This is a genomic window from Flavobacterium sp. GSP6, from assembly GCF_003984855.1.
Classification (GTDB): Bacteria; Bacteroidota; Bacteroidia; order Flavobacteriales; family Flavobacteriaceae; genus Flavobacterium.
The window spans coordinates 425,961-451,222 of sequence record NZ_RYDO01000001.1 but is presented as its reverse complement, the minus strand read 5'-3'; the positions used below and the strand labels follow the sequence as shown (position 1 = coordinate 451,222).

The window sequence follows — 25,262 nt, the reverse complement described above, 5'->3', positions numbered from 1 at the left end:
AATGAGCCCGACACAATATCGGGCTCATTATTATCAAAATTAATTATAAATTTGTCTAAACTTTTGGGTGCAGTCTATTTTTAGACAGCCTTTATTATTTTTAATAAGATCCTAAACACAAACTGATCAAGAACAGCTACTACTTCTTAGCCGACAAATACACGCCGATTAAAATAATAAACGCACCAAAAAACTGAACTGGCGTTAGCATTTCATTATCCAATAATCCCCAGCAAAAAGCAACTACGGGAATCAAATACGTTACCGAAGTAGCGAAAACCGGCGATGACATCTGGATCAATTTAAAGAACAGAATATTCGCAATTCCAGTTCCTACCACACCTAAAACCATTATAAACAAAATTGATTCCTGCACTTTCACATCATGTACCACTTCAAAAAAACCGGAGAAAAACAAGATAATGAATGCCGGAAAAAACAATACCATAAAATTCCCGGTAGTAATACTCAGCGGACTCAAATCATGCAAATATTTTTTGATTAAATTGACATTGACTGCGTAACATATCGAAGCTATTAAAACCAAAATAGCATAATAATAATTTTGTTCCGGATGATGCATGGCGCCGTTCAAAATCAACAAGGCGCTTCCTAATAAACCAATTAGAATTCCAAAAATTTGATTTCTTTTGAACTGCAGTCCAAAAACCAAAGCGCCAAGAATCAGCGTATTCAAAGGGGTCAGGGAATTCAAAATAGAACTCACGGAACTATCAATTTCAGTCTGTGCAATTGCAAACAAGTAAGCGGGTATAAATGTCCCGAATAAAGATGTTAAAGCAATGTATTTCCATTTAAATACTGGGATTTTAGACAAACTTTTGAACCCTATTAATATTAAAAAAACAGCTGCAAAAATAATTCGCAACGATCCCAATTGTAACGCTGTCAAACCTATTAATCCTTTTTTTATCAGTATAAAGGAACTTCCCCAAACCAAGGCAAGAACCAACAAATACACCCATTTTAACTGCTTCGATTCCATAAAAATAATTTTGCCCAAAATTGTAATTATTTTATGAATTAGTCCTTCTTTTTTTAATTAATTTTGTAATTCATAAAAAAGTAGTTAATCTTCAAAATATACATTATAATGAATTTCAAAAAATCAATCGCAACACTGGTACTTACATGTCTTTTATTTGTAGGTTGCAAAGAAAAAGAAACAGACATAGCTTCAAAAGAAACGGCTGAAACAACTGCTCCAAAAGTTAAAAAGGAAATTGCAGCTGCTAATCTTCAAACAGCGAGTTTCTCTGTAGAAGGAATGACGTGCGCAGTAGGCTGCGCCAAAACGATTCAAGAAGATCTAACCGCACAGGATGGTGTTCAAAAAGCAACAGTAGATTTTGATACTAAAATGGCCACTGTAACTTTTGACAAAACAGTTCAAACACCAGAAAAATTGACAACAGTGGTTGAAGCCGCTGCTGATGGCAAAACATACAAGGTTTCTAAAATGAAGTCCTAAATAGAACTTTACCTTTATCGCAACAAAACATTCTCTTTACGGGGATGTTTTTTTTTGAACCACACAAGGATGTTGAAGGTCATTAAAAAAAGCGTACAGTTAGTGTTAACAGGCTAATTTAAACTTAAAAGCCTTATTTATTCTAAAAAGAGTATTGCTTATTTTGTACTATTCCGGTAAATGGCTATTGTTGTTATTTCCACTTCAAGGTTTCCATTAGCCGCTGCATATCATTTTTGATATAACTTGCCGCTGGCATAATCGAGTCATAATTGGGTTTCGCATAAAAATAAACGGATCCCGTCAAAAAATGACTAGTACTGTCCGTAGCATAAAACTGGGAATTCGTTGCTGCATTTCCTTCTACCTGATAAAACATACCGTACACTTTCTTATCGGGATTCAAATACGGTTGTTCCAGAATATCATCTGCTTTTATCACGTGTTCATAAGTCAATTTTTGTGCATCCCGCAACAGTTCATTAATGTTTTTAGTGACTGGTTTATAGGTGAGATAAATAGTCGCTTTCATTTTTGGATAGGTAATCGTGAAACCACAATTGGGCTCTTTCTGGATAACGGCCTCTGAATTCATTTCAAAAGCAAAAGGACATTCGTTTTCAAAATTCATATAACTGGCTTGCGGATAATCCAACCGCAAATAAGCGGATGGTTTTGGGATCACGGCGTCTTTGCAACTAAAACTCAACAATGACGTTAGTGCTATTACCAGAAAAGGGATTGTTTTTTTAAACATTTCTATTTTTTTTAATCTTACAAATTTTAAGAAAACGCATTCCAATGGCTCTCTTTCCTTCGCAGAGGACCATGGAAGGATTATTCAATCGTTACTTTTATCTGTTTAACTCGTTTTTTATCCACTGCTTCTATAGTAAACAGACAGTTTTCGAATGCAATTTTTTGATCTTTTTTAGGGAAATTGCCTAAAATTTCCAGAATAAATCCGGCTAATGTTTCGGCTTCTCCTTTTTTAATTTCGAATAATTCTTCATCAACATCAATAATCCGATAAAAATCTCTCAGGTTTATTTTTCCTTCAAAAAGGTAATTTTTTTCATCAATTTGAGAAAAACTAATCTGCTCATCATCAAATTCATCGCTGATATCCCCAACAATTTCTTCAATAACATCCTCAAGAGAAACTAACCCTGAGGTTCCTCCATATTCATCTACCACGATCGCTAAATGACTTTTCTTGTTCTGAAAATCTTTCAGCAAATTATCCAGCTTTTTGTTTTCAGGGACAAAAAAAGGTTCTCGCAGCAATGCTTTCCAGTCAAATTCATTTGTATTAATATGCGGAAGCAAGTCTTTGACAAACAAAACGCCTTCTATCTGGTCTATATTGTCTCGATATACCGGAATTCTGGAATATCCTTTTTCTATAATTTTGGGACAAATAGCAGCAAAAGATTCTTCTATTTCTAAAGCAAAAATATCGATTCGCGGACTCATTACTTGTCTGGTATCCGTATTTCCAAAACTCACAATTCCTTCTAATATTTTTTGCTCTTCGGAAGAGGTTTCATCCGAAGCCGTAAGCTCTAAAGCCTGTGATAATTGATCAACAGAAAAATTTGTTTTTTGTTTTCCTAATTTGTTATGCAAATAAATCGTTGCTGCACGCATTGGTAAACTAATAGGCGTCAAAAGCTTATCTAAAAAGAAAATAGGGTAAGCAATAAGTTTGGCAAACTTGGTATTATTTCGACTGGCATATACTTTAGGCAAGACTTCTCCAAAGAGCAAAATCAAAAAAGTGACTACCAATACTTCCAAGATGAATTTCAATACCGGTTGGGTTATCGCTGCAAACATGCTTTTGCCAGCATATGAAAAAAATATTACTATCGCTATGTTGACAAAATTATTAGCAACCAGAAGTGTGGCCAGCAGTTTTTTGGGTTTTTCTAAAAGCGCGGCAATGATTTTTCCTTTAGAATCATTCTCTTGAATGATTTCATCAATCTCTTTTTGTGACAACGAAAACAAGGCTACTTCGGCACCTGAAATTAATGCGGAACAAAACAGCAATATGATTATTACTGTAAAACCAAATGCTAAATTAGTATCTATTGCGTAAGCAAAAAGCAAACTGGGCTCTGAGTCCAAATTGGTAAGGATTAGTTAAACACTCAAAATGGCAAGTCGTTTATAGGCAAGACATTCTTTTCGGTGTCAAAATTAGTGTTTTTCGGGACATCAGATACAGGAATTTGTTTATTACTTTCAGTATCTTTCTTAGTTGACAGAAAAGTAAATTCGGTTACCTGAATTTCAGTGGTGTGTTTAGTACTCCCATCCTCTGACTGCCATTGACGGGATTTAATGCGTCCTTCCACGTAAATTTTATCGCCTTTAGAAAGGTATTTTTCACAAAGTTCCGCTGCTTTGTTGCGAACAACTAAATTGTGCCACTCCGTAGAAGTGATTTTTTCATTGGTGGTTTTGTTGATATACACTTCGTTTGTGGCCAACTGAAATCTTCCAATACAATTGCCTCCATCAAAATAATGCATTTTGATGTCGTCGCCAAGAAAACCAATTAGCATAACCTTATTTAATGTTCCGTTCATTTTAGAATATGGTATTTATATCAAAGGTACATTTTTTTAGAAACTCTATAAATCCTTTTCAATAAAATTATGAATCACAATTGGGAACGGAAAAGTTCTCAAAGTTTCAACGTCAATTCCGTTTTCAATTGTTCCTTCAATTTTCACTTTCCAAAACTTAATATGTAAATGCTGGTGTGACAATTTATGAAGGATGCTTTTTTCGTTGTATTCTAACATACTTACGACAGTATTATCTTTAAAATAATCCGCTTGAATAGCTTCGCTAACACAATCAAAATCTACCTCTTTTTCGGTTTCTATCAAAGGGAATTCATAGAGATTGTGCCAAATTCCTTTGTCTGTTCGTTTTTGAATTATGGTGTTGTCATTTTCATCTGCAACAACCAGATAATTAAAGTAACGGCTTCTCACTTTTAGTTTTTTAGTCTTAACAGGCAACTGATTAACTTTGTTTTTTTGCAAAGCAGCGCAACTTTCGTTAAAAACACAAATACCGCAATTTGGACTTTTAGGAACACATTGCAAAGCCCCAAATTCCATAATGGCTTGATTGAAGGTTGCCGGGTTATCTTTTGGCATCAGTTCGAATGCCAAAGCAGCGAATTCTTTTTTGGCAGAAGCCTGAGCAATATCTGTATCTATATCGAAATAACGCGATAAAACTCGGAATACATTTCCATCAACAACCGGAACGGCTTCGTTATAAGAAAAAGAAGCGATGGCCGCAGCGGTATATTCCCCAATGCCTTTTAATTTTAGTAAATCCGCATAGTTATCCGGAAAACTTCCCCCTAAATCTGAGGCCACATATTGCGCCGTTTTATGCAAATTTCGCGCTCTGGAATAATATCCTAATCCCTGCCAAAGTTTCAAAACATGCTCTTCATTGGCTTTAGCTAAATCAAAAACAGTAGGAAAAGCGGCAGTAAAAGACATAAAATAAGGCATTCCTTGGGCAACGCGTGTCTGCTGCAACATGATTTCGGAGAGCCAAATAGGATACGGATCCGTAGTGTTTCGCCATGGCAAATCCCGTTTATTTTGTAAATACCATTTTATCAGCAGGTTAGAAAAATTCATTTTTAAATATTAGACTGCAAAAGTAAAAGTTTATGTGATTAAAATTTAATGAATTAGCTTGAATAATTGTTTTTTAAATTCCTATATTTGCAAACTCAAAAAAATAGTACAACATTATAAATAGGAAAGAAAATGACGAAAGCAGATATCGTAGCAAAAATTTCAGAAAAATTAGGTCTTGAAAAGGGAGATGTACAGGCAACTGTAGAGACTTTTATGAATGAAGTAAAAAATTCATTAGAAACTGGAGACAATGTTTATTTAAGAGGTTTTGGAAGCTTTATAGTGAAAACCAGAGCAGAGAAAACTGGAAGAAACATTTCTAAAAATACTACAATAAAAATTCCTGCACACAACATTCCTGCATTCAAACCTGCAAAAGTTTTTGTTGAAGGGGTGAAAATAAATAACGAAGCAAAATAATAATATTAATTAATCATAAAATCATAAGATATGCCAAGTGGTAAAAAAAGAAAGAGACATAAGGTAGCAACTCACAAACGTAAAAAAAGAGCGAGAGCTAATCGTCACAAAAAGAAAAAGTAGTTTTAAACTACTTTTTTCTTTTTAAATGTTCATTGAAATTGAAAGTTAGTAATCAGTATTCAGTTTTTAGTAGTCAGTCAACTGCGAACTTAACACTGCAAACTGCCAGCTAATTTTCCCCGGGTTCAATACCTGTTAAAAATATTGTTTAATCCATTTGTTCGCCACAGCGAATAGATAAAAATGTACAGCGTGAATAAAGAATTAATCATCCGATCTAGTTCTGAAGCCGTAGATTTTGCCTTATTAAAAGATGGAAAACTAATTGAATTACACAAAGAAGAAGAAAAAAGCAACTTCCAAGTTGGCGATATTTTTATTGCCAAAATCAGGAAACCCGTTGCCGGACTAAATGCTGCTTTTGTAAATGTTGGCTTTGAAAAAGATGCCTTTTTACATTATCATGATTTAGGACCCAATTTAGCTTCCCAACTGAAATTCATAAAACTTGTAAGCGCAGGTAAATTAAAAGATTTCTCCCTAAAAAACTTTCAGTTTGAAAAAGAAATAGACAAAGATGGTACCATTACTGATGTTTTGAGTGCCAATCAATCTGTTTTAGTACAAGTTGTCAAAGAACCTATATCTACAAAAGGACCAAGGATTAGCGCTGAGCTTTCTCTTGCCGGAAGATTTATAGTTTTGGTTCCGTTTTCTGATCGTGTTTCTATTTCTCAAAAAATAGAAGACAAAAAAGAAAAAGAACGCTTGAAACGATTAGTACAATCCATCAAACCAAAAGGATTTGGTGTTATTGTTCGCACAGTAGCCGAAGGCAAAAATACAGCCGAATTAGAAAAAGATTTGCAGAACCTGCTCAGCAGATGGACTGCAATGTGTAAAAAATTACCAACTGCTCATCATCCTTCCAAAGTATTAGGAGAACTCAATAGAGCCTCTTCGATATTAAGAGATGTATTTAATGATACCTTTAGTGGTATTCAAATTGATGATGAAGAGTTGTACAACCAAACGAAGGATTATTTGCAAGAAATTGCCCCTTCGAAACAATCAATAGTGAAGTTTTATCAATCAAATGACACACCTATTTTTGAGAAATACAACATAGAGAGACAAATCAAAACTTCTTTTGGAAAAACAGTATCCATGAGTAAAGGGGCGTATCTTATTATCGAACATACTGAAGCCTTGCACGTTATAGACGTAAACAGCGGAAACCGTTCTAATAAAGCTACCAACCAGGAAGATACAGCCATGGAAGTCAACATGATAGCAGCAGCCGAAATTGCAAGACAATTGCGTCTTCGTGATATGGGCGGAATAATCGTAATCGATTTTATCGATATGTCAAATCCTGAAAATCGCAAAGTGCTGTTCGATTTCTTGAAAGAAGAAATGAGCGATGATAAAGCAAAACATAAGATCTTACCCCCTAGCAAATTTGGATTAGTCCAAATTACACGACAAAGAGTAAGACCAGAAGTAAATATTAAAACTAGAGAAGAAGATCCAAACAATGAAAGTGGCGAAATTGAAGCGCCAATTCAAATCATTGATAAAATCGCTTTTGATCTGGAAAGAGTATTAAAAAATCACAAAGATGTTGTGCTTAACGTACATCCATTTGTGGCCGCATACCTTACCAAAGGTTTTCCATCATTACGTTCAAAATGGTTTCTTGAACATAAAAAATGGGTGAAAATTATACCTCGTGATGCTTACACGTATTTAGAATATCATTTCTACGACAAAAAAGAAAATGCTGTCATAGATTAAATTACAAACCGCCTTTCGCAAGATTGGCGGTTTTTTTGTGCGTCATTGCGAGATTTTTCGAAGCAAGCGGTCATTGCGAGGCACGAAGCAATCAGGAGCTAATCCAGCTATACGTTACAATCTTTTCTTTTTTAAAGAAAAAAAGAAAAGGATTTCCACTGCTATCTGGGCTAGGGCTATATCTCAAATTGAAACATTAGATAAAGCATTAAACTTTCGCGACCAAAAGCATAATTTTTAAATAATCTCCATTTAGAAATTAAAACTCCTAATAACAAAAACTCTTAAATAATATGAATTATCTTTTATACATTTACGATTAAGATACTTTTACAAAACCCTTTTTAAACATGCATACAGAAGCCATTTTTGAAAATATTGCCAATAGAATTATTGAAGAAATCCAAAAAGCAAATAAATCTATTTATATAGCAGTGGCTTGGTTTACCAACAAAATTATTTTCGAGCAACTTCTTGTAAAAGCTAAAAACGGATGCCATATTCAAATTATCCTTTCAAATGATGAAATCAATAAAAACTCAGCTATTGATTTTGAGCTATTAGAAAAATTAAAAGGTAAAGTTTATAAAATCGGGAATGGTAATACCGAATTAATGCATAATAAATTCTGTGTAATTGATTACAATACGGTTATTACCGGCTCCTATAATTGGAGTTACAAAGCCGAAAATAATTTTGAAAACATTGTCGTCAACACTAATGACACATCTCTAGCAGAACAATTTGTAACTGAGTTTATTCAAATTAAACTGAAATATTATCCTGATGAAGTAAAAGCTGAAAGCGACTTTCCTTTGGATAAAATCATTAAACGACTTGAAATCATTAAGAACTTCATTATCCTGGAAGATATTGATGATGTTAAAACCGAAACCCAAAAACTTACTGAATATGAGTTTAATGAAGACGTAAAATTATTGATAAATGCAGTAAACAATAGGGAATTTGGAACTGCAATGAAAATCATTCAAAAATTCATAACAGCTTACCAACAACTAGCTTTGTGGAACGACCCTGAAATGGCTGGAATCAGACTAGAAATTAAACTACTCGAAAACCAAGTCAATGCTTTTGATAATGAAAAAATAGAGTTGGAGAAAATATTATCTGATTTCCAGCACCGTCATACTTTGGAATTAGGAATATTAATTTTGGAAGTTTTAAAACTGCGCAAAATAAAATATAAGAATCGCGAAAAAGAAGCCGAGGTTGAAGAGGATTATAATAATTATAGCGAGCAATTTGAGAATGAAAAAGAAAAGCGACAATTTGAACTGAATGAAGAAGAAAAACTAGAACTCAAAAAAAAATTCAGAAAAGCAACTACACTTTGTCATCCTGATAAAGTAAATGAAGAACAAAAAGACGAGGCCGAAAGAATTTTCATAGAACTTAAAAAAGCCTACGACGAACACAATATAGAGAAAGTAAATCAAATACTGAAAGATTTAGAATCGGGTAATTCTTTTTTATCACAAGCGGATACTGTAACCGAAAAAGAAAAGCTAATGACAGTTTTAGAAAAACTAAAAGAAAAGCTGAAACAACTTGAAAAAGATATAATTACTTTAAAAGAAAGCGAAACATTTACCACAATAACCAACATTATCGATTGGGACATCTATTTTAAAGAAACCAAAACCCAACTAGAGGAGGAATTACAAAACCTATCGCTGGAACTAGCAAATTAAATTATGGAAGACAATAACAAACTCATACCGTTTGCTCAAAATAATTTAGTAAAGAAAGTAAATACCAGTATTGCTATAACTAATAAATTGATTGCGGAAAATAACAGACAATTAGTTAAAGAGATTTTTGAAAATAATCCAAAATTGTTTATTGATTTGATTTCGAAATATTATCAACTTAATGAGACAATAATTTACAAACATCAAGATTATCTAAATTGGGGGCTTATTAGTTCAAATAAGAACTTAAAATGGTCTGAAGAGTTAATCGAAAAATATGAACACAGATGGGATATTATTGATTGGATTGAATTAAGTAAAAACGTATCGTTACCCTGGACACCAAAATTAATTGAAAAATATGAAATAAAATGGGATGATTGGGATTGGATAGGGTTGAGTCTCAATTCTAATATACCTTGGACAAGTCAACTTATTACAAAGTACAAAAGCAAATGGGATTGGTTGCTATTAAGCCACAACAAATCAATACCATGGACACAATCATTATTAGAACAACATAAAAATGAATGGAATTGGAAATCATTGAGCAATAACCAATCTTTGCCTTGGTCAATAGAATTAATTAACGAATACAAAAAATTATGGGATTGGTCGTTATTAAGTCATAATCCTAATTTGCCTTGGAGTATTGATATTTTAGAATATTTTTATTCTGAATGGGATTGGGAAAGTTTAAGTTCTAATGAAAGCCTACCTTGGAGTCTTGACTTTTTAAAAAAGTTTAAATCAAATTTCAAATGGAATTGCGTTGGAGTCTGCCATGTGAATAATATACCTTGGTCGAGAGAATTAGTTGACGAATTTAAAGATCTGATTGATTGGAATTGTATCTCAAAAAACAAGTCATTCCCTTGGGATATTAAACTGATGAATCAATATAGTAATAAACTAAAATGGCACAATATTAGTAAAAATATAGGAATTCCATGGTCAATAGAGTTAATCGATTATTTTTATGATAAATGGGATTGGGAAGAATTAAGTCTTAATGAAAATTTACCTTGGTCTATTTCGTTTTTTGAAAATTATATCAACAAATGGAATTGGCAATCTTTAAGTGAAAATAAAAATCTGCCTTGGTCGATATGTTTTATTAAAAAATATTACAACAATTGGGATTGGAAAAAATTAGAGTCCAATCCAGGGTTACCATGGTCTGTCACGTTTATTAATGAAAATTTAAGCAACTTAAATATTGATTCTCCTATAATATGGAACACCGTAAAAGAATATATCGATGAAAATTTTATTTTGGAATTGATTAACAGAAATTTTATATTTAAAAAATGAAAAACAAGACGAAAAAGAATTTTTATAACTATAATTATTGGAGAGAAGTTCAGAGAAACCAACTTACTATTAGCAGTAATGTCTATTTCACATTTAGTGCCAGTATCGTGGCATATACACTGAACACTTTGATAACCAATTCTTTAAAAACAACCATATGCTTGAAATTATTATTCATCATTAGTATTCTATTTCATTTAGTATCGCTTTTCTTTTATGTCAGACTCACTGACAACAAGTTAAAAGATTACAAAAAAACTGCAACACTAATTAATCAAGGCAAAAACACTGAAGAAGTTAGAAATTTAACTCGTGAACTAGGCACAAGGTCTTGGGATTATTATAAAATGCAAAAAACTTTTTTATTTATTGGATTTGTATTCTCATCAATACCTTTTATAGTTTTAATTTTTAAATAAATATGAAAATAGCAATCCTTGGTTGGGGTTCTTTAATTTGGCAACCCAAAGATTTAGCCTTCAATAAAGAGTTTGGATGGAAACCAGATGGACCAATTTTACCTATAGAATTTGCAAGAATATCTAATGATGGCAGATTAACACTCGTGATAACAGAAAAAGGAACAGAAATAACAACCTTATATGCTTTATCAAATTATCATGACTTACATGAAGCGATTTTTAATTTGGCCGTTAGAGAAGGTTCCGGCAAAAAAAGTATTGGTTATTACGATAAAAATAATAACGCTTTCTTTTCAACGAATTTAAATATTAAATCCAATATTGAAAAATGGATAGAGCAAACGGATTTTGACGCTGTTATTTGGACTGACCTACCCGAGAAATTAGAATCAAAAGATCCTCTTGAGTATTTAAAATCATTAACCGGTAATAAAAGTGCTTTAGCTGAAGAATATATTAGAAGAACTCCCATTCAAATAAAAACCGCTTTAAGAACTAAAATCGAAAAAGAGTTAAACTGGAAATTAATAGAATAGTATAATGGATACATTTGAAGATGCTTTTCAACATCCTGTAATAGTTTGTGCCCATAATTTAGATGTTTCAGTTTTTGAATATTTTGCAAGTCAATTAGCTAATCGTCTGACTTTAAATGTAGAAATGCAAAACCATAAAAACTCTTATCTAAAAACAATTCATGATACATTTACAATTAATAAGGCACAATTAATTGAGAAAAAATCAAGTATTCTACCCGACATGAGATATGAGTTAGTATTGAATGACGTTTCATTAATATTTTATGATGATTTTATAGAAATCAGTATTTCTTTTGATCTTGATTATTATCATCTACTACAGTTGTATCAGAAAAATGAATTAAGAACAATATTTTTTTTCAATACTTTATTTAATCAGTTAAAACTATTAGGAATTGAAGAGGTTCATTTCGGGATTTTTTCAGAAGCTGCAAATGGCGAAGATTTTAAATATTGCTGGGAAAATATATTTCAAGACCTAATAAACAATCACAACCATTTTAAGTTAACACTTTAAAATTATAAAAATAATATGATTACTAGTGAAAAATATATTTCCTAATATGACTTTTTATTATTGATGATATGGTTTTTTATACCAATAAAACATTTAAACTGTCGCGCATCAAAAGATAGTTTACTTCCTTCGCTCCACAAAAAACCGCTTCATCAACTCCGAAGCTTCATTAGCCAAGACACCTTTCACAACAGTTGTTTTAGGATGCAATTGTGTTCCCATTTTAACAAAACCCCTATTTTCATCAGTGGCTCCATAGACAATTCTCGAAATCTGACTCCAGTACAAAGCGCCGGCGCACATCTGGCAAGGTTCCAGTGTGACGTACAGCGTACAACCCATTAAATATTTTCCGCCAAGATAATTAGCTGCGGCAGTTATGGATTGCATTTCCGCATGAGCCGTAACATCATGAAGTAATTCGGTTAAATTATGACTTCTGGCAATAACTTTATTATCAATGACAATAATGGCACCAACCGGAATTTCGCCTTTTTCAAAAGCCATTTCGGCTTCCTGCAAAGCCTTTTTCATAAAATATTCGTCAGTGAAAGGATTTATCATAACTACAAAAATAGGGCTTTACAATTTATTTTTCAGTACATTTAAATATTGAAATTTAAAAATGGAAAGAAAGTACAAAATAGCGATTCCCGAACCTTGTAGCGAAAACTGGGATGAAATGACTCCAAACGAAAACGGTCGTTTTTGCTTAAGTTGCTCCAAGTCGGTCATCGATTTTACAACAATGTTACCTCAGGAAATACAGCATTTTTTCATTCAAAATCAAAACAAAAATATCTGCGGAAGATTTAGAAAATCACAATTAGATACGATAACGATTCATATTCCGAGTCGTGTTTTATTCACACAAACACATTATCACAAAATGTTCTTATTGGCATTGTTTATCGCTATGGGAACCACACTATTTAGTTGTAAAAATGAAAATGGTAAAAAGCAAAAAATTGATAAAATAAAGATTGTTAAAGATACGAGCGAAATTAAAACTATTGGTGTTGGTAAGTTATTACCTCCACAATCAAATGATTCGTTGAATCATAAATTACAACCCACATCAAAAGTAAATCAAGTAAAATTTAAAAAACCTAAAACTATTAAATGTGGAGAAGTAACATCGAAAAAAGAAGAAAAAACAAAAAATGAAACAAGCGTTATCTACGAAGATAATACTATCTATGGCGGCCTAGGAATTAGCGTTTATCCAGATTATATAGGTGGTATGTCTAAGTTTTATTCTTTTGTTAAAGATAATTACCACTTATCTAAAAAAGTAAAAGAAGTAGGAGAAATTCAAGCTTCTTTCGTAATTGAAAAAGATGGAAGATTAAACGATGTGAAAATTATTAAAGGAATAGGAGTTATAAGCAGTGAGGAATTATCTAGAGTTTTAAAATCTTCTCCAAAATGGTATCCTGGAGAAGAGAATGGTAAAAAAAGAAATTGTGAATTTCAATTATCACTTACAATTATACCAGACACCATTAAAAAGTCTTTTTTTAGAACCAAAATTATAACGAAGATTGACACTTTACAAATTAAACGAATTACCAAGTACGAAAACGACATGTTCTAACATTAAAAATGTAATTTTGTATTTTTGCAAATAATGAAAAATAGCCTTCTCTATAATATCAACAATCCAACCGATTTACGCCTGCTTGATGAAACCCAACTTCCTCAGGTCGCTCAAGAATTACGCAATTTCATAATTGATATTGTAGCCGCAAAAGAAGGCCATCTTGGGGCCAGTTTGGGTGTTGTTGAACTCACCATCGCTTTGCATTATGTGTTTGACACACCAAATGATTTGTTGGTCTGGGATGTAGGCCATCAGGCCTATGGACATAAAATACTCACCGGCCGAAGAGAAAGTTTTCATACTAACAGGCAACTCGGCGGTATTTCCGGTTTCCCAAAAAGAAGTGAAAGTATCTATGATGCTTTTGGCGTAGGACATTCTTCGACTTCCATTTCAGCAGCATTAGGAATGGCGATTGCTTCTAATTTGAAAGGCGAATACGATAAACAACATATTGCAGTGATTGGAGATGCCTCCATCGCATCAGGAATGGCTTTTGAAGGATTAAATCACGCCGGAGTTACTGATGCTAATTTACTGGTGATTCTTAATGATAACGCCATCGGCATTGACCCGAGCGTTGGTGCGTTAAAAAAGTATCTTACTGCCGTAAAAGAAGGGAAAAATCCGAGGCAGAACAACATGATTAAATCATTGAATTTTGATTATTCGGGTCCTATTGACGGGCATAATCTTTTTGCGGTTATCAAGGAACTCAAACGCTTGCAAAAAGTAAAAGGACCAAAATTTCTCCATATCATCACCACCAAAGGTAAAGGACTGCAACAAGCCGAAGAAAATCAGGTTAAATACCATGCGCCGGGGAAATTTGACGCTACAACTGGGGAAATTCACATCAAATCAGAAGAGAATTTACCGCCGAAATACCAGGATGTTTTTGGCTTGGCCGTATTGGATTTGGCCCGAAAAAACGAAAAAATAATAGGAATTACACCTGCAATGCCTTCGGGAAGTTCCCTCAAATTCATGATGGAAGCTTTCCCAAAACGCGCCTTTGATGTAGGAATCGCCGAGCAACATGCCGTTACCTTAGCGGCCGGAATGGTGGCACAAGGAATGATCGTATTTTGCAATATTTATTCTACTTTTTTGCAAAGAGCATACGACCAAGTCATTCATGACGTAGCACTGCAAAACTTACCGGTAATTTTCTGTTTGGACAGAGCGGGATTAGTGGGAGAAGACGGCGCAACGCATCACGGTGTTTTTGATCTTGCTTATTTGCGCTGTATTCCTAATATGATTATTTATTCCCCAATGAACGAAATAGCGCTTCAAAACATTCTCTATACTGCACAACTGGGATTGAATCAGCCCATCGCTATCCGTTATCCAAGAGGTCGCGGTGTGATTCAGAATTGGCAAGATCAACATCTGGGAAAGTATAAAAAAATAGCAATTGGAGAAAGCATTTGTATTAAAAAAGGAACACATATCGCAGTATTATCAAATGGAACTATTGGTCACAATGTCACTTTGGCTATAGCCAAGACAGACCATCAGGAAACCATTGCCCATTATGATTTTTCATTTGTCAAACCATTAGACGAAAAAGCACTACATACCATTTTTACTAAATTTTCAACTATAATCACGCTAGAAGACGGCGTTGTAAATGGCGGTTTTGGGAGTGCTATACTTCAATTTGCTTCCCAAAATAATTACACTTCAAAAATAAAAATATTAGGCATTCCTGACGAATTTATTGAACAGGGAACAGTGGCTGAATTACAACAATATTGCAAAATTGACGTTAAAAGTCTTGAAATCCTTTTTTCAAGCTATTAAAATAATTATTTTGCACGTTTAAATTTAATCTCCCCCGTAATGAAATTACTCCCTACTGCATTTTTACTTTTTTTATTTTCAGTTTCTATAAATAGTTTTTCCCAAGAAGCAACAGTCAGTACTATGAAAACTGCACTTGAACCTGTAACAACACTCACAAAAGTAAAGAAACCGCTGACCGTAGTAGTCAATATACGAACTAAGAAACCACATGTCCCTTTATCGTATTGGACAAAAAAAAATAGTTTAGGATTTGACATATCCGAAGTCGCTTTTATCAACTGGAGTCCCGGAGGAACAAGCTCCGTTTCCGGGTTGTTCAACGGAAAATTTCTGAGAACGTACAACCGAAGCAATTACAATTGGACCAATGAACTTTTAATCCGATATGGTTTAAACAAACAAGACCGCATCGAAGTAAGAAAAACGGATGATGCCCTTTTATTAAACTCAACATTTGGTTATCGAAAAGACACCCTTTCGAATTGGTACCATTCCGCAAAATTAAATTTCAATACGCAGTTCACTAATGGTTATTCTTATCCAAATACTCAAACTGCAATATCAAAGCCCTTTGCACCCGCTTATGCCTTCATGGGAATAGGAGCTGAGAATATAAATAAAGAGAAAAAAAGAACGTTTTATATTTCCCCATTTACATTTAAAACAACCTTGGTTTTAGATCAAAGATTAGCGAATCAAGGTGCTTTTGGTGTCACTAAAGCCATTTACGATCTGAACGGAAATTTGATCGAAAAAGGCGAAAAATCCAGAACAGAGCTCGGATTTTTATTTACGGGTCATCTGAAAAAAGAAATTTTTAAAAATATTCATTTAGAAAATCGCCTCAGTTTATATTCTGATTATGTGAATCATTTTGGCAACATAGATATCGATTACGACCTCCAATTTGAATTAGTTGTAAACCAATACGTAAAAGCGAATATTGGCGCACATATTATTTATGATGATGACATTAAATCAAAAAGAGAAATAGCGGGAATTCAAGTCACTGAAGGCCCAAAAGTACAAGTACGGCAAGCTATAGGTGTTGGAATACAATATTTGTTTTAAAAAAATCCTGAAAAATTTTTTCAGGGCTTTAAAATTTATGCTATTAATTTTTAATTATTTTTTCAACATAATGTAAATTTTCTCCTTTTATATCCAATATATAAATCCCGGTTGCCAATGCACTTAAATCAATTGATTTTGCTCTACTGAATTCTTGGTTTTTAACATCATAAAGCACTCGTCCGTTAAGATCTATTACTTGGATATTTACCCTACCAGAGTATTGATCAATTTTAATTGTTATTGGCCCTTTGGATGGGTTTGGAAATACGCGCATCACATCACTCTCAAAGTTGTCTACCGCTAAGGCGCAATTTGGTCCTGATACGGGTCTTGTAAAATCTTCAGCTTGATCATTCCCGACATTATTGTCTCCAGCAGATGCGTTTACTCCTAGTCCTCTGGCAGCAAAAACTTCCCAAATCAAACAGAAATCCTTACCGCCTGTTATTGCCTGATCTGCAGCTATAATAGCATTTCTTGCATCTACAAAAGTAGGACTGCAAACTTGTAATTTGATTCCATCTAATACAATTCGCATGATTCTATTATTCCCTCCTGATCCTGTATATTTATTATTATCAAAACTATATTTATTGATATAAGCCCACGTTAAATCCCACAGCATAGTAGCCCAAACGGAACCTACCCCGTGTACGGAGGTTTTTGATACATTATCTGTGTCAATAAACTGATAATTATTGGTAGAGGCGTATGTCATTGGATTAATCGCCCTGTCCGTAGAATACTGAAAATCTCGTATTCCCCTGCCATCTGTGGCTTGTGAAGAAACAAAAGTCCCTATTCCTCTTTTGGCACCACCAGAATCTCCAGGTTTAATTTGCATCATTAATGCAAACCAATCAGACCAACCTTCTCCCATTTGATCCGCATTATTCAAACAACTGGAGTTATTGCTCCCGCCGGCCAGACGAGTAGAAATCCCATGACCATATTCGTGTGCAATAATCCCATTATCGAAATCACCATCTGAATTTATGAAAGGAGAAGCCTCTAATTGAATCTTTATATTCACGGTTTGAGTCTGCATCTGGGTTATAATATTCTCCCCAACGGACTGAGTAACACTTATCGCAGGTATGGTAATCGATTCATCAGCTCCCGACATAATTAAATCTCCATCAGCATTATTAACAACAATTACAGCAATAGCCCCAGCATTTTGCGCCGCTTTTACTTTTACTACAAACGTACAGCTCCCTCTTCTCAGCACAACGATTTTTCCACTCATTGCCGCAGCATTAGAAGGTGCTACACACCCTTGGGAGGTGCCACCCGTACTATCTAAGTAGAGCACTACATCAGATTGCAGGAAATTGGGAGCCACAGGCAAATCAACACGTCCTGGGTTAAAGGAGTTTTGCCTTGCTACATAACTTCCAGCAATACTTGCAGGCGAATTAATTATTATTGGCTTAATTTCTGGACCTCGATCCCACAGAAACATCTGCATCCTTCCGCTACTCCCATCCACCGGAGTTGAAAAATTAGCATTATTTAAACTCATTGGTACCACTAATGATCCATCTTGTGCATCAGCATTAACATGATCCGTATCTTTCCCGCCACGATTGTAGTTATTCACTTGGAAATTTCCATTTGCTTCATCAAAACCATATTGATACCAAACATCATGCATGACATTATTCATATAAAAAAGGTTCGTAATTGCCGCATCTATATAGGTTGATGCCTGTACATTTGTACCACCATAAGGAAAATCAAAAAGTAGTGATGCTCCACCTGAAGGGCTAAAACCCGAAGTTGAATTAGTGCTGACAAAATCCTCTTTAGCCCATACATTATTTCCTCTGGTTATCGTAAATTCATGTCCCGCCACACCATCAACATCATGCCAGCCAAAAGGAGATGCATGGCTGTTCGCTGGGTTCGAAACAAGTTGAAAAGCAGAGTGGTTGGGACTTTCAAAATTGAATGGTATCACTCGGTAGGACCCGCTAGTTGTTTGCGTTGGAGAGGCCGAAAAAATTTGTTTGTAACTGGAGTCAAATGAATTTGCCCAAGACTCATGAGAATGACTGATTGCTTTACTATGATCAAAACTGCAAGAAATAACAAAATCATTTTTTTCTAACAGTCCCCCATCAGTGGCATCAATTCTCACGCTCCATATATGGTCCTGAGTTGGTGTATAAATGGTAAAATCCCACGCCAAAATTAATTTACCATTACTGGCTTGATGAAAAACTAAATTAGCAGTGACTGGCTCCTGAATGCCTAACCCATTGCTTATTTTAAATTTATGAGCTTCTTTATTTTCTATAACAGTGAAAATTTCATCGGCTTTCATGCCTAAGAGCGAATACGCTTTAGTCAAAGCATCTACTGCTGATAATGAGGGTTTGGTTGTATTTACTTTTTTAGAAACACCATACACTATTCGTTTTTGAACATCAATAACTTCACTATTCTGTATTGAAAAATTAGAAACTGCCCTAAAGATTTCAATACCTTTATAACGTTGCACTACATAACAATTTTGTATTCCGGAGCTGGTCGCTCCACCATCGCTTTGTATTACCCAATCCTTAAAATCGCTTTTCGAAACATTAATTTTAGCATTAGGAGTATTTAAATATCGTTGAATAATTAAAGTGTTCGATTGTCCTAAAGCAAAAAAATGCGTTAAAAAAACTAAAAAAAGTATAATTTTTTTCATAAAAATCTAATAATTCATCAATCATAAAAGCTGAAAACAAATCTAATTTTTTTAATCTACAATAACAAATTAATGATTAGTACACAATTGTTAATTTTTAACAGCAGTAATTGTTTTATAAAACAACAACGCATTTCCATCTGTCAGTAATGAGATAAAATGACAAATATGAAGTAATCTTCCGTATAAATTTTCTTTTTCCAAATGATGCTTTTCAGGCAACATTTTCAGAATTAAAGAGTCGTAATTTGATGCATTCCCATCGAATTTATTATTGAAAGCCGTTATGAATTTATCTAACAAGGTTTGAATAATCTGGTAGCCTACAATTTCTTTCTCAATGACTTCCCGACTTTGGTAAATATTATCCACACTTATTTTGATAATATCGTCCATCTGCGCTTTGTATTTGCTCTTATCCATTATGGCATACGGGAATTTTCCGTTCAGGATCAGCACTTCATTTTCGACAAATACTTTTACGGCATCATTGATTAAACTTCCAATTGCCAAAGCGCGCAAATAACTTATTCTATCTTCTTTGGTTTCTAAAGTCTTGTATTTTGAAGTATCAATGCTGTCTTTCACCAATTTTATTAAATATTCCAAGGCAAAATCTTCGGAAACTAATCCTAAATTGATTCCGTCTTCAAAATCAATAATGGTATAACAAATATCATCAGCCGCTTCGACTAAATACGCTAAAGGATGTCTTTCAAAACCAATATCGATCCCTGTTTTATTTGGAATCAATCCCATATCAGAAGCCACATCTTGAAAAAAAGTTTTATCCGTTTGAAAGAAACCGTATTTTTTGTCGGCAATAGCTGCGGTTGGTTTCTTCGGCAAGCTTTCTTTTGGATACTTCATAAAAGCACCCAGAGTTGCAAACGAAATTCTAAGTCCTCCTTCAATTCCGGGACGACTGGCCGTCAATACCGAAAATCCATTCGCATTTCCTTCGAAATCAATTAAATCCTGCCATTCTTTTGCCGTAAGCTGGTCCTTGTATTGTTGTCCTTTCCCAATGGAAAAATATTCACCAATTGCTTTCTCACCGGAATGCCCAAAAGGCGGATTCCCAATATCATGAGCCAATGATGCAGCGGCAACTATAGCCCCAAAATCATTCATGTGATAGCCATGCACTTCTTGCAGATGCGGATATTTCTCGATGATTTTTTTACCCACCAATCGCCCTAAAGAACGTCCCACGACAGAAACTTCTAAACTGTGCGTCAATCTGGTGTGTACAAAATCAGTTTTTGATAACGGAATAACCTGCGTTTTATCTTGTAAACTTCTAAAGGCAGCCGAGAAGATAATACGGTCATAATCCACCTCAAAACCCAAACGGGTGTCGTCTTGTTCTATCCGCAATCGTTTGCCTTTGTCTCCTTGTCGTTTTAGTGATAAAAGTTGTTCCCAGTGCATCATTATATTTTTGGTTTTTACAAGGAGCTAATATAAAGAAAAGGTTGTGTTTATAAACAAAAAAACAGTCTAAAATGACTGCTAATTTTATCTTATCTACTTTCTTAATCCACCGAAAACAATTTCTTTTTGGCTATAAAATCATTCTTTTTCACCACATATGTAACCGATAATGTATCATGCCATCCTCGCGAACCCGTTAAAAAAGAAAAAGGCTCAAAAGGAATTAATCTAGAAAGTGTTCGTATAATTATACTTTTCATATTTGGTTTTGAACCATCGTGTTTTACAATTAGTGTTTTAGTAAAATATTTAGCGAAGGTTCTCGAGAAATACATTTCAGTAAGTCCGTAGTAAAAAAACAGGATAATGAGTCCAAAAAAGAAGCTTTCGATTGGGCTCAACGATTTGACCCAATCTGAGACTGCATAACTATTAGTCAAGTCTCCAATTATAATTATGGTGGTGCCGATAGTGATTCCGATAATATAAACAATCAATACATCGATAATGAAATTCAGGAGACGCTGGCTTTTGGAAGCTAATAAATCATCTGTAATAGTAAATTTTTTATTTTCCATTTTTTATCGTTTTGATTATTATAAAAAAGTCTTCAAGGCTAATAACTATCTCAAATATAGTGAATTGTTTACAAATATTACTGTTAAATCTTGGTGTTTTAGCCCCGATTAGAGTGAAAATCCTTTTTATTCGCCTTTTTTTGGTGAATAAAAAGATTGCAACGGAAAGCGGGACACGAGCGAAGCGAACTGACGAAGTAGATAGCTCCAAAAAAAAAGCAGTTATCATAACAATAACTGCTTTTTTGTTTTAAAACCATTTCGTTGATGTCAACAAAATGGTTTCAAAATGAGTTTGCTTCGTTTCTCGCAATGGCCTACGACCCACACATTTCACACTCATCCGGACCTGCATTTTTAGACAATTCGAGCATGGCTCTGTATTCATCGGCAGTCATTTCTACTGCTTCAGCGACTGCAGGAACAGCGATTGATTGCTCTTTAATTTCGATTGGCTCTGCTTTTTTATCATTGTTTAATGTAAATTTAATTGCATCCACCGCAGCTTTTGTTCTTAAATAATACATTCCCGTTTTCAATCCGGATTGCCATGCATAGAAATGCATTGATGTCAATTTAGAATAATTGGCGTTTTGCATGAATAAGTTCAACGATTGGGATTGATCCACAAAATAACCACGCTGACGGGACATATCGATAATGTCTTTCATGGACATTTCCCACACTGTTTTGTACAATTCTTTCAAGTCTTGCGGAATATTCAGGTCTTGAACCGAACCGTTATTTCGCATTAATTCTTGTTTCAATGTTTCGTTCCACAAACCACGCTCCACTAAATCGTGCAACAAGTGTTTGTTTACCACAATAAATTCCCCTGAAAGGACTCTTCTGGTGTAAATATTAGAAGTATATGGTTCAAATGCTTCGTTGTTCCCCAAAATTTGTGAAGTCGATGCCGTTGGCATTGGTGCCACTAACAACGAGTTTCTCACTCCGTGTTCCATCACTTCTTTTCGTAATGAAGCCCAGTCCCAACGACCAGATAATTCCTCATCTTTCATTCCCCACAAATTATATTGGAATTCTCCTTGAGAAATTGGCGAACCTTCAAAAGTGGAATAAGGCCCTTCTTCTTTGGCCATTTCCATCGATGCGGTTACCGCTGCAAAGTATAATGTTTCAAAAATTTCCTGATTCAGTTTTTTAGCCTCGTCGCTCGTAAACGGCATACGCAACATAATGAAAGCATCGGCTAATCCCTGCACTCCAAGTCCAATTGGTCTGTGGCGTTTATTCGAATTTTCTCCTTCAATTACCGGATAATAATTTCTATCGATTACTTTATTTAAGTTTCTAGTTACCCGTTTTGTAACGGTATACATCAATTCATGGTCAAACTTTCCATTAGAAACAAACATCGGCAAGGAAAGAGAGGCTAGATTACAGACTGCAATTTCATCTTTGGATGTAAATTCCATAATCTCGGTACACAAATTCGAAGAACGAATCGTACCCAGATTTTTCTGGTTTGATTTTCTATTAACTGCATCTTTATACAACATGTAAGGTGTTCCAGTTTCGATTTGCGATTCTAGAATTTTCTCCCACAGTTCATGTGCTTTGATGGTTTTTCTACCTTTTCCACGTTTCTCGTAATCAATGTACATGGCTTCAAATTCTTCGCCATACACATCATATAATCCCGGACATTCATTAGGACACATCAACGTCCAATAACTATCTTCTTGAACTCTTTTCATGAACAAATCCGAAGTCCACATGGCGAAGAATAAATCTCTGGCGCGCATTTCTTCTTTTCCGGTATTCTTTTTTAAGTCCAAGAACTCAAAAATATCCGCATGCCAAGTTTCGATGTATATTGCAAAACTTCCCTTGCGTTTTCCACCACCTTGATCTACATAACGCGCCGTATCATTAAAAACACGCAACATTGGAACAATTCCGTTTGAGGTTCCGTTAGTTCCACGAATATAAGAACCAGTTGCTCTTACATTGTGAATAGAAAGCCCAACACCACCAGCTGATTGCGAAATTTTAGCCGTTTGTTTTAACGTATCGTAAATCCCGTCAATACTATCGTCTTGCATCGCCAAAAGGAAACAAGAAGACATTTGAGGTTTTGGAGTTCCGGCATTGAATAATGTAGGCGTTGCATGCGTAAAGAATTTTTTCGACATTAAGTCGTACGTCTCAATCACCGAATCTAAATCATCTAAATGGATCCCAACCGAAACACGCATCAACATATGTTGCGGACGCTCCACTATTTTTCCGTTTATTTTTAGTAAATAAGAACGTTCTAAAGTTTTAAACCCAAAATAATCATAATTGAAATCTCTGTTATATATCACATGTGAATCCAAAAATTCAGCATTTTTCATAATCACCTGATGAACTTCTTCAGATAACAAAGGTGCATCTTGTCCATTTCTCGGGTTTACATAATGAAACATATCGTTCATTGTTTCCGAAAATGATTTTTTAGTATTGGAATGCAAATTCGAAATTGCAATTCTTGCTGCCAATTGTGCGTAATCAGGATGCGCAATAGTCATCGACGCGGCAGTTTCGGCTGCTAAATTATCTAATTCTGACGTAGAAACTCCATCATAAAGCCCTTCAATTACTCGCATTGCGACTTTCACGGCATCAACCAAATCATTCAAACCATAACATAGTTTTTTAATTCTATCTGTGATTTTGTCGAACATTACCGGCTCTTTGTGGCCATCTCTTTTTACTACGTACATACTTTTGTTTGTTTTTTAAAACAGAAAATCCCTTCGCTGTTTTTCGTTATTTGTTAGTCATTGCGAGGAACGAAACAATCTCAATTATTGTTTCATTTGCTCAATTTTTTTTGGAGCCATATCCAGCTATCCATTTCAATCTTTCTAGTCCTGAAAAAAGTTCAGGACTAGAAAGGATTTCCATTACTATCTGGGCTAATCAGTATTAGAAACAAAAAGAAATCAGTAAATCATTTAAGATTTAAAAAATCAAAATATTTCTTTAACATTAAAATATTTAGAAAAATTAAGACAAAACTTAATCGATCTTAATTCCTTCATGGTTTGATAAAAATCTAAAAATCGGCGTCAAAAGATATTTTTTGAGCATCACCATCTGTGTTCATTACACCTGCTTTTTGATATTCAGCCACTTTCTTTTCAAAGAAATTTGTTTTTCCTTGAAGCGAAATCATATCCATAAAATCAAATGGGTTTGTAGTATTATATTCTCTGTCGCAACCTAATTCCACTAACAATCTGTCAGCAACAAATTCTAAATATTGTGTCATCAATACGGCATTCATTCCTATCAAACTTACCGGAAGTGACTCGGTGATAAATTCTCTTTCAATATTTAAAGCATCTACAATAATGCTTCTGATTCTTTCTTTTGGCACTTTATTCACCAAGTGATGGTTGTGTAAATGCACGGCAAAATCACAGTGCACTCCTTCATCACGAGAAATCAATTCGTTAGAAAACGTCAATCCTGGCATTAAACCCCGTTTTTTTAACCAATAAATCGAGCAAAATGCTCCCGAAAAGAAAATTCCTTCCACTGCTGCAAAAGCAATCAAACGTTCTGCAAATGAATCCGATTCAATCCATTGCAAAGCCCAGTCCGCTTTTTTCTTAATCGCCGGAAAAACCTCTAAAGCATTGAATAATTCATCTTTCTCCACTTCATCTTTTACATAGGTATCAATCAATAACGAATAGGTTTCGCTGTGAATGTTTTCCATCATAATTTGAAAACCGTAAAAGAATTTCGCTTCCGCATATTGCACTTCGTTTACAAAATTTTCTGCCAGATTTTCATTTACAATGCCATCTGAAGCAGCAAAAAATGCCAAAATGTGCTTCACAAAATAACGCTCATCATCCGAGAGTTTGTTGTTCCAGTCATTTAAATCCTGTGACAAATCGATTTCTTCAGCCGTCCAGAAACTGGCTTCCATACTTTTATAAAATTCCCAAATGTCATGGTGTTTGATAGGAAAAATTACGAAACGATTTTTATTTTCTTGTAAAATTGGTTCAACTTGAGTCATTATAATTGTTTGTTTTTTTGAGGTTTTAACAAATTTTTAAGCTTTTTGAGAGATAC

The 25,262-nt window shown here is 34.3% G+C and carries 21 protein-coding genes; 10 read left to right on the top strand and 11 right to left on the bottom strand.

From position 1 onward, the window contains the following. Positions 1-139 precede the first annotated feature (139 nt). The gene (locus EKM03_RS01970) at positions 140-1,006 is read right to left on the bottom strand and encodes a DMT family transporter (RefSeq protein ID WP_126553947.1); all 867 of its coding nucleotides are present in this window, start codon (positions 1,004-1,006) and stop codon (positions 140-142) included. Between the two features lie 108 nt (positions 1,007-1,114). On the opposite strand from EKM03_RS01970, the gene EKM03_RS01965 reads away from it, so the two are divergent. Further along, positions 1,115-1,492: a heavy-metal-associated domain-containing protein gene (locus EKM03_RS01965; protein WP_126553949.1), complete on the top strand. Its 378-nt coding sequence runs from the start codon at positions 1,115-1,117 to the stop codon at positions 1,490-1,492. A 193-nt stretch (positions 1,493-1,685) separates the two neighbouring features. On the opposite strand, the gene gldD is transcribed toward EKM03_RS01965, so the two are convergent. The 4 genes from gldD to mutY all read right to left on the bottom strand — a co-directional run bounded on the left by gldD (position 1,686) and on the right by mutY (position 5,172). Continuing rightward, positions 1,686-2,249, bottom strand: coding sequence for a gliding motility lipoprotein GldD (gldD, locus tag EKM03_RS01960; RefSeq protein ID WP_126455137.1), 564 nt, complete (start codon positions 2,247-2,249; stop codon positions 1,686-1,688). A gap of 80 nt (positions 2,250-2,329) precedes the next feature. After that, positions 2,330-3,625 (bottom strand): gliding motility-associated protein GldE, encoded by a 1,296-nt coding sequence (locus EKM03_RS01955; protein ID WP_126739795.1) that lies wholly within the window; start codon positions 3,623-3,625, stop codon positions 2,330-2,332. Between the two features lie 23 nt (positions 3,626-3,648). Beyond that, positions 3,649-4,089, bottom strand: a complete 441-nt coding sequence (locus EKM03_RS01950) for a single-stranded DNA-binding protein (RefSeq protein WP_126457570.1) — start codon at positions 4,087-4,089, stop codon at positions 3,649-3,651. Between the two features lie 45 nt (positions 4,090-4,134). After that, the gene (gene mutY / locus EKM03_RS01945; protein ID WP_126739794.1) at positions 4,135-5,172 is read right to left on the bottom strand and encodes an A/G-specific adenine glycosylase; all 1,038 of its coding nucleotides are present in this window, start codon (positions 5,170-5,172) and stop codon (positions 4,135-4,137) included. Between the two features lie 132 nt (positions 5,173-5,304). On the opposite strand from mutY, the gene EKM03_RS01940 reads away from it, so the two are divergent. The 6 genes from EKM03_RS01940 to EKM03_RS01915 all read left to right on the top strand — a co-directional run bounded on the left by EKM03_RS01940 (position 5,305) and on the right by EKM03_RS01915 (position 11,959). Beyond that, positions 5,305-5,595 (top strand): HU family DNA-binding protein, encoded by a 291-nt coding sequence (locus EKM03_RS01940; RefSeq protein ID WP_016989051.1) that lies wholly within the window; start codon positions 5,305-5,307, stop codon positions 5,593-5,595. A 315-nt stretch (positions 5,596-5,910) separates the two neighbouring features. After that, entirely contained in the window at positions 5,911-7,455 is a 1,545-nt protein-coding gene (locus EKM03_RS01935; RefSeq protein WP_126739793.1) for a ribonuclease E/G, read from the top strand. Between the two features lie 350 nt (positions 7,456-7,805). Beyond that, the gene (locus EKM03_RS01930) at positions 7,806-9,167 is read left to right on the top strand and encodes a phospholipase D-like domain-containing protein (protein WP_126739792.1); all 1,362 of its coding nucleotides are present in this window, start codon (positions 7,806-7,808) and stop codon (positions 9,165-9,167) included. A 3-nt stretch (positions 9,168-9,170) separates the two neighbouring features. Continuing rightward, complete coding sequence (locus tag EKM03_RS01925; RefSeq protein ID WP_126739791.1) at positions 9,171-10,481, top strand: hypothetical protein; 1,311 nt, start codon at positions 9,171-9,173, stop codon at positions 10,479-10,481. A gap of 421 nt (positions 10,482-10,902) precedes the next feature. Continuing rightward, entirely contained in the window at positions 10,903-11,439 is a 537-nt protein-coding gene (locus EKM03_RS01920) for a hypothetical protein (protein WP_126739790.1), read from the top strand. A 4-nt stretch (positions 11,440-11,443) separates the two neighbouring features. After that, entirely contained in the window at positions 11,444-11,959 is a 516-nt protein-coding gene (locus EKM03_RS01915; protein ID WP_126739789.1) for a hypothetical protein, read from the top strand. A 120-nt stretch (positions 11,960-12,079) separates the two neighbouring features. Here EKM03_RS01915 and EKM03_RS01910 read toward each other — a convergent pair whose 3' ends face one another. Next, positions 12,080-12,523, bottom strand: coding sequence for a nucleoside deaminase (locus tag EKM03_RS01910; RefSeq protein WP_126455127.1), 444 nt, complete (start codon positions 12,521-12,523; stop codon positions 12,080-12,082). Positions 12,524-12,641: 118 nt separating this feature from the next. On the opposite strand from EKM03_RS01910, the gene EKM03_RS01905 reads away from it, so the two are divergent. The 3 genes from EKM03_RS01905 to EKM03_RS01895 are packed head-to-tail and all read left to right on the top strand — an operon-like array spanning position 12,642 to position 16,445. Then, on the top strand, positions 12,642-13,556 hold the full coding sequence (locus EKM03_RS01905; RefSeq protein ID WP_158616362.1) for an energy transducer TonB: 915 nt from the start codon (positions 12,642-12,644) through the stop codon (positions 13,554-13,556). Positions 13,557-13,589: 33 nt separating this feature from the next. Further along, complete coding sequence (locus EKM03_RS01900) at positions 13,590-15,371, top strand: 1-deoxy-D-xylulose-5-phosphate synthase (protein ID WP_126739787.1); 1,782 nt, start codon at positions 13,590-13,592, stop codon at positions 15,369-15,371. A gap of 39 nt (positions 15,372-15,410) precedes the next feature. After that, positions 15,411-16,445: a DUF3078 domain-containing protein gene (locus tag EKM03_RS01895; protein ID WP_126457575.1), complete on the top strand. Its 1,035-nt coding sequence runs from the start codon at positions 15,411-15,413 to the stop codon at positions 16,443-16,445. A 43-nt stretch (positions 16,446-16,488) separates the two neighbouring features. On the opposite strand, the gene EKM03_RS01890 is transcribed toward EKM03_RS01895, so the two are convergent. From EKM03_RS01890 to EKM03_RS01870, 5 genes are all read right to left on the bottom strand, one after another. Beyond that, complete coding sequence (locus EKM03_RS01890) at positions 16,489-19,146, bottom strand: T9SS-dependent M36 family metallopeptidase (protein WP_126739786.1); 2,658 nt, start codon at positions 19,144-19,146, stop codon at positions 16,489-16,491. A gap of 90 nt (positions 19,147-19,236) precedes the next feature. Then, on the bottom strand, positions 19,237-20,580 hold the full coding sequence (gene dgt, locus EKM03_RS01885) for a dGTP triphosphohydrolase (RefSeq protein WP_126554080.1): 1,344 nt from the start codon (positions 20,578-20,580) through the stop codon (positions 19,237-19,239). 104 nt (positions 20,581-20,684) lie between these two features. Then, positions 20,685-21,161: an RDD family protein gene (locus EKM03_RS01880; RefSeq protein WP_126739785.1), complete on the bottom strand. Its 477-nt coding sequence runs from the start codon at positions 21,159-21,161 to the stop codon at positions 20,685-20,687. Between the two features lie 317 nt (positions 21,162-21,478). Then, positions 21,479-23,893 carry a ribonucleoside-diphosphate reductase subunit alpha gene (locus EKM03_RS01875; protein WP_126739784.1) on the bottom strand — a complete coding sequence of 805 codons (2,415 nt, stop codon included), beginning with the start codon at positions 23,891-23,893 and terminating at the stop codon, positions 21,479-21,481. A 335-nt stretch (positions 23,894-24,228) separates the two neighbouring features. Further along, the gene (locus EKM03_RS01870) at positions 24,229-25,206 is read right to left on the bottom strand and encodes a ribonucleotide-diphosphate reductase subunit beta (protein ID WP_126457579.1); all 978 of its coding nucleotides are present in this window, start codon (positions 25,204-25,206) and stop codon (positions 24,229-24,231) included. Between the last annotated feature and the right edge of the window lie 56 nt (positions 25,207-25,262).

Excerpts from the sequence above, each read along its gene's own strand:
- EKM03_RS01870 (WP_126457579.1), bottom strand. The coding sequence starts at position 25,206 with ATGACTCAAGTTGAACCAATTTTACAAGAAAATAAAAATCGTTTCGTA.
- EKM03_RS01910 (WP_126455127.1), bottom strand. The coding sequence starts at position 12,523 with ATGATAAATCCTTTCACTGACGAATATTTTATGAAAAAGGCTTTGCAG.
- EKM03_RS01930 (WP_126739792.1), top strand. The coding sequence starts at position 7,806 with ATGCATACAGAAGCCATTTTTGAAAATATTGCCAATAGAATTATTGAA.
- EKM03_RS01915 (WP_126739789.1), top strand. The coding sequence starts at position 11,444 with ATGGATACATTTGAAGATGCTTTTCAACATCCTGTAATAGTTTGTGCC.
- EKM03_RS01900 (WP_126739787.1), top strand. The coding sequence starts at position 13,590 with ATGAAAAATAGCCTTCTCTATAATATCAACAATCCAACCGATTTACGC.
- EKM03_RS01970 (WP_126553947.1), bottom strand. The coding sequence starts at position 1,006 with ATGGAATCGAAGCAGTTAAAATGGGTGTATTTGTTGGTTCTTGCCTTG.
- gldD (WP_126455137.1), bottom strand. The coding sequence starts at position 2,249 with ATGTTTAAAAAAACAATCCCTTTTCTGGTAATAGCACTAACGTCATTG.
- mutY (WP_126739794.1), bottom strand. The coding sequence starts at position 5,172 with ATGAATTTTTCTAACCTGCTGATAAAATGGTATTTACAAAATAAACGG.
- EKM03_RS01890 (WP_126739786.1), bottom strand. The coding sequence starts at position 19,146 with ATGAAAAAAATTATACTTTTTTTAGTTTTTTTAACGCATTTTTTTGCT.
- EKM03_RS01895 (WP_126457575.1), top strand. The coding sequence starts at position 15,411 with ATGAAATTACTCCCTACTGCATTTTTACTTTTTTTATTTTCAGTTTCT.
- EKM03_RS01940 (WP_016989051.1), top strand. The coding sequence starts at position 5,305 with ATGACGAAAGCAGATATCGTAGCAAAAATTTCAGAAAAATTAGGTCTT.
- EKM03_RS01875 (WP_126739784.1), bottom strand. The coding sequence starts at position 23,893 with ATGTACGTAGTAAAAAGAGATGGCCACAAAGAGCCGGTAATGTTCGAC.
- EKM03_RS01880 (WP_126739785.1), bottom strand. The coding sequence starts at position 21,161 with ATGGAAAATAAAAAATTTACTATTACAGATGATTTATTAGCTTCCAAA.
- EKM03_RS01950 (WP_126457570.1), bottom strand. The coding sequence starts at position 4,089 with ATGAACGGAACATTAAATAAGGTTATGCTAATTGGTTTTCTTGGCGAC.
- dgt (WP_126554080.1), bottom strand. The coding sequence starts at position 20,580 with ATGCACTGGGAACAACTTTTATCACTAAAACGACAAGGAGACAAAGGC.
- EKM03_RS01925 (WP_126739791.1), top strand. The coding sequence starts at position 9,171 with ATGGAAGACAATAACAAACTCATACCGTTTGCTCAAAATAATTTAGTA.
- EKM03_RS01920 (WP_126739790.1), top strand. The coding sequence starts at position 10,903 with ATGAAAATAGCAATCCTTGGTTGGGGTTCTTTAATTTGGCAACCCAAA.
- EKM03_RS01905 (WP_158616362.1), top strand. The coding sequence starts at position 12,642 with ATGACTCCAAACGAAAACGGTCGTTTTTGCTTAAGTTGCTCCAAGTCG.
- EKM03_RS01965 (WP_126553949.1), top strand. The coding sequence starts at position 1,115 with ATGAATTTCAAAAAATCAATCGCAACACTGGTACTTACATGTCTTTTA.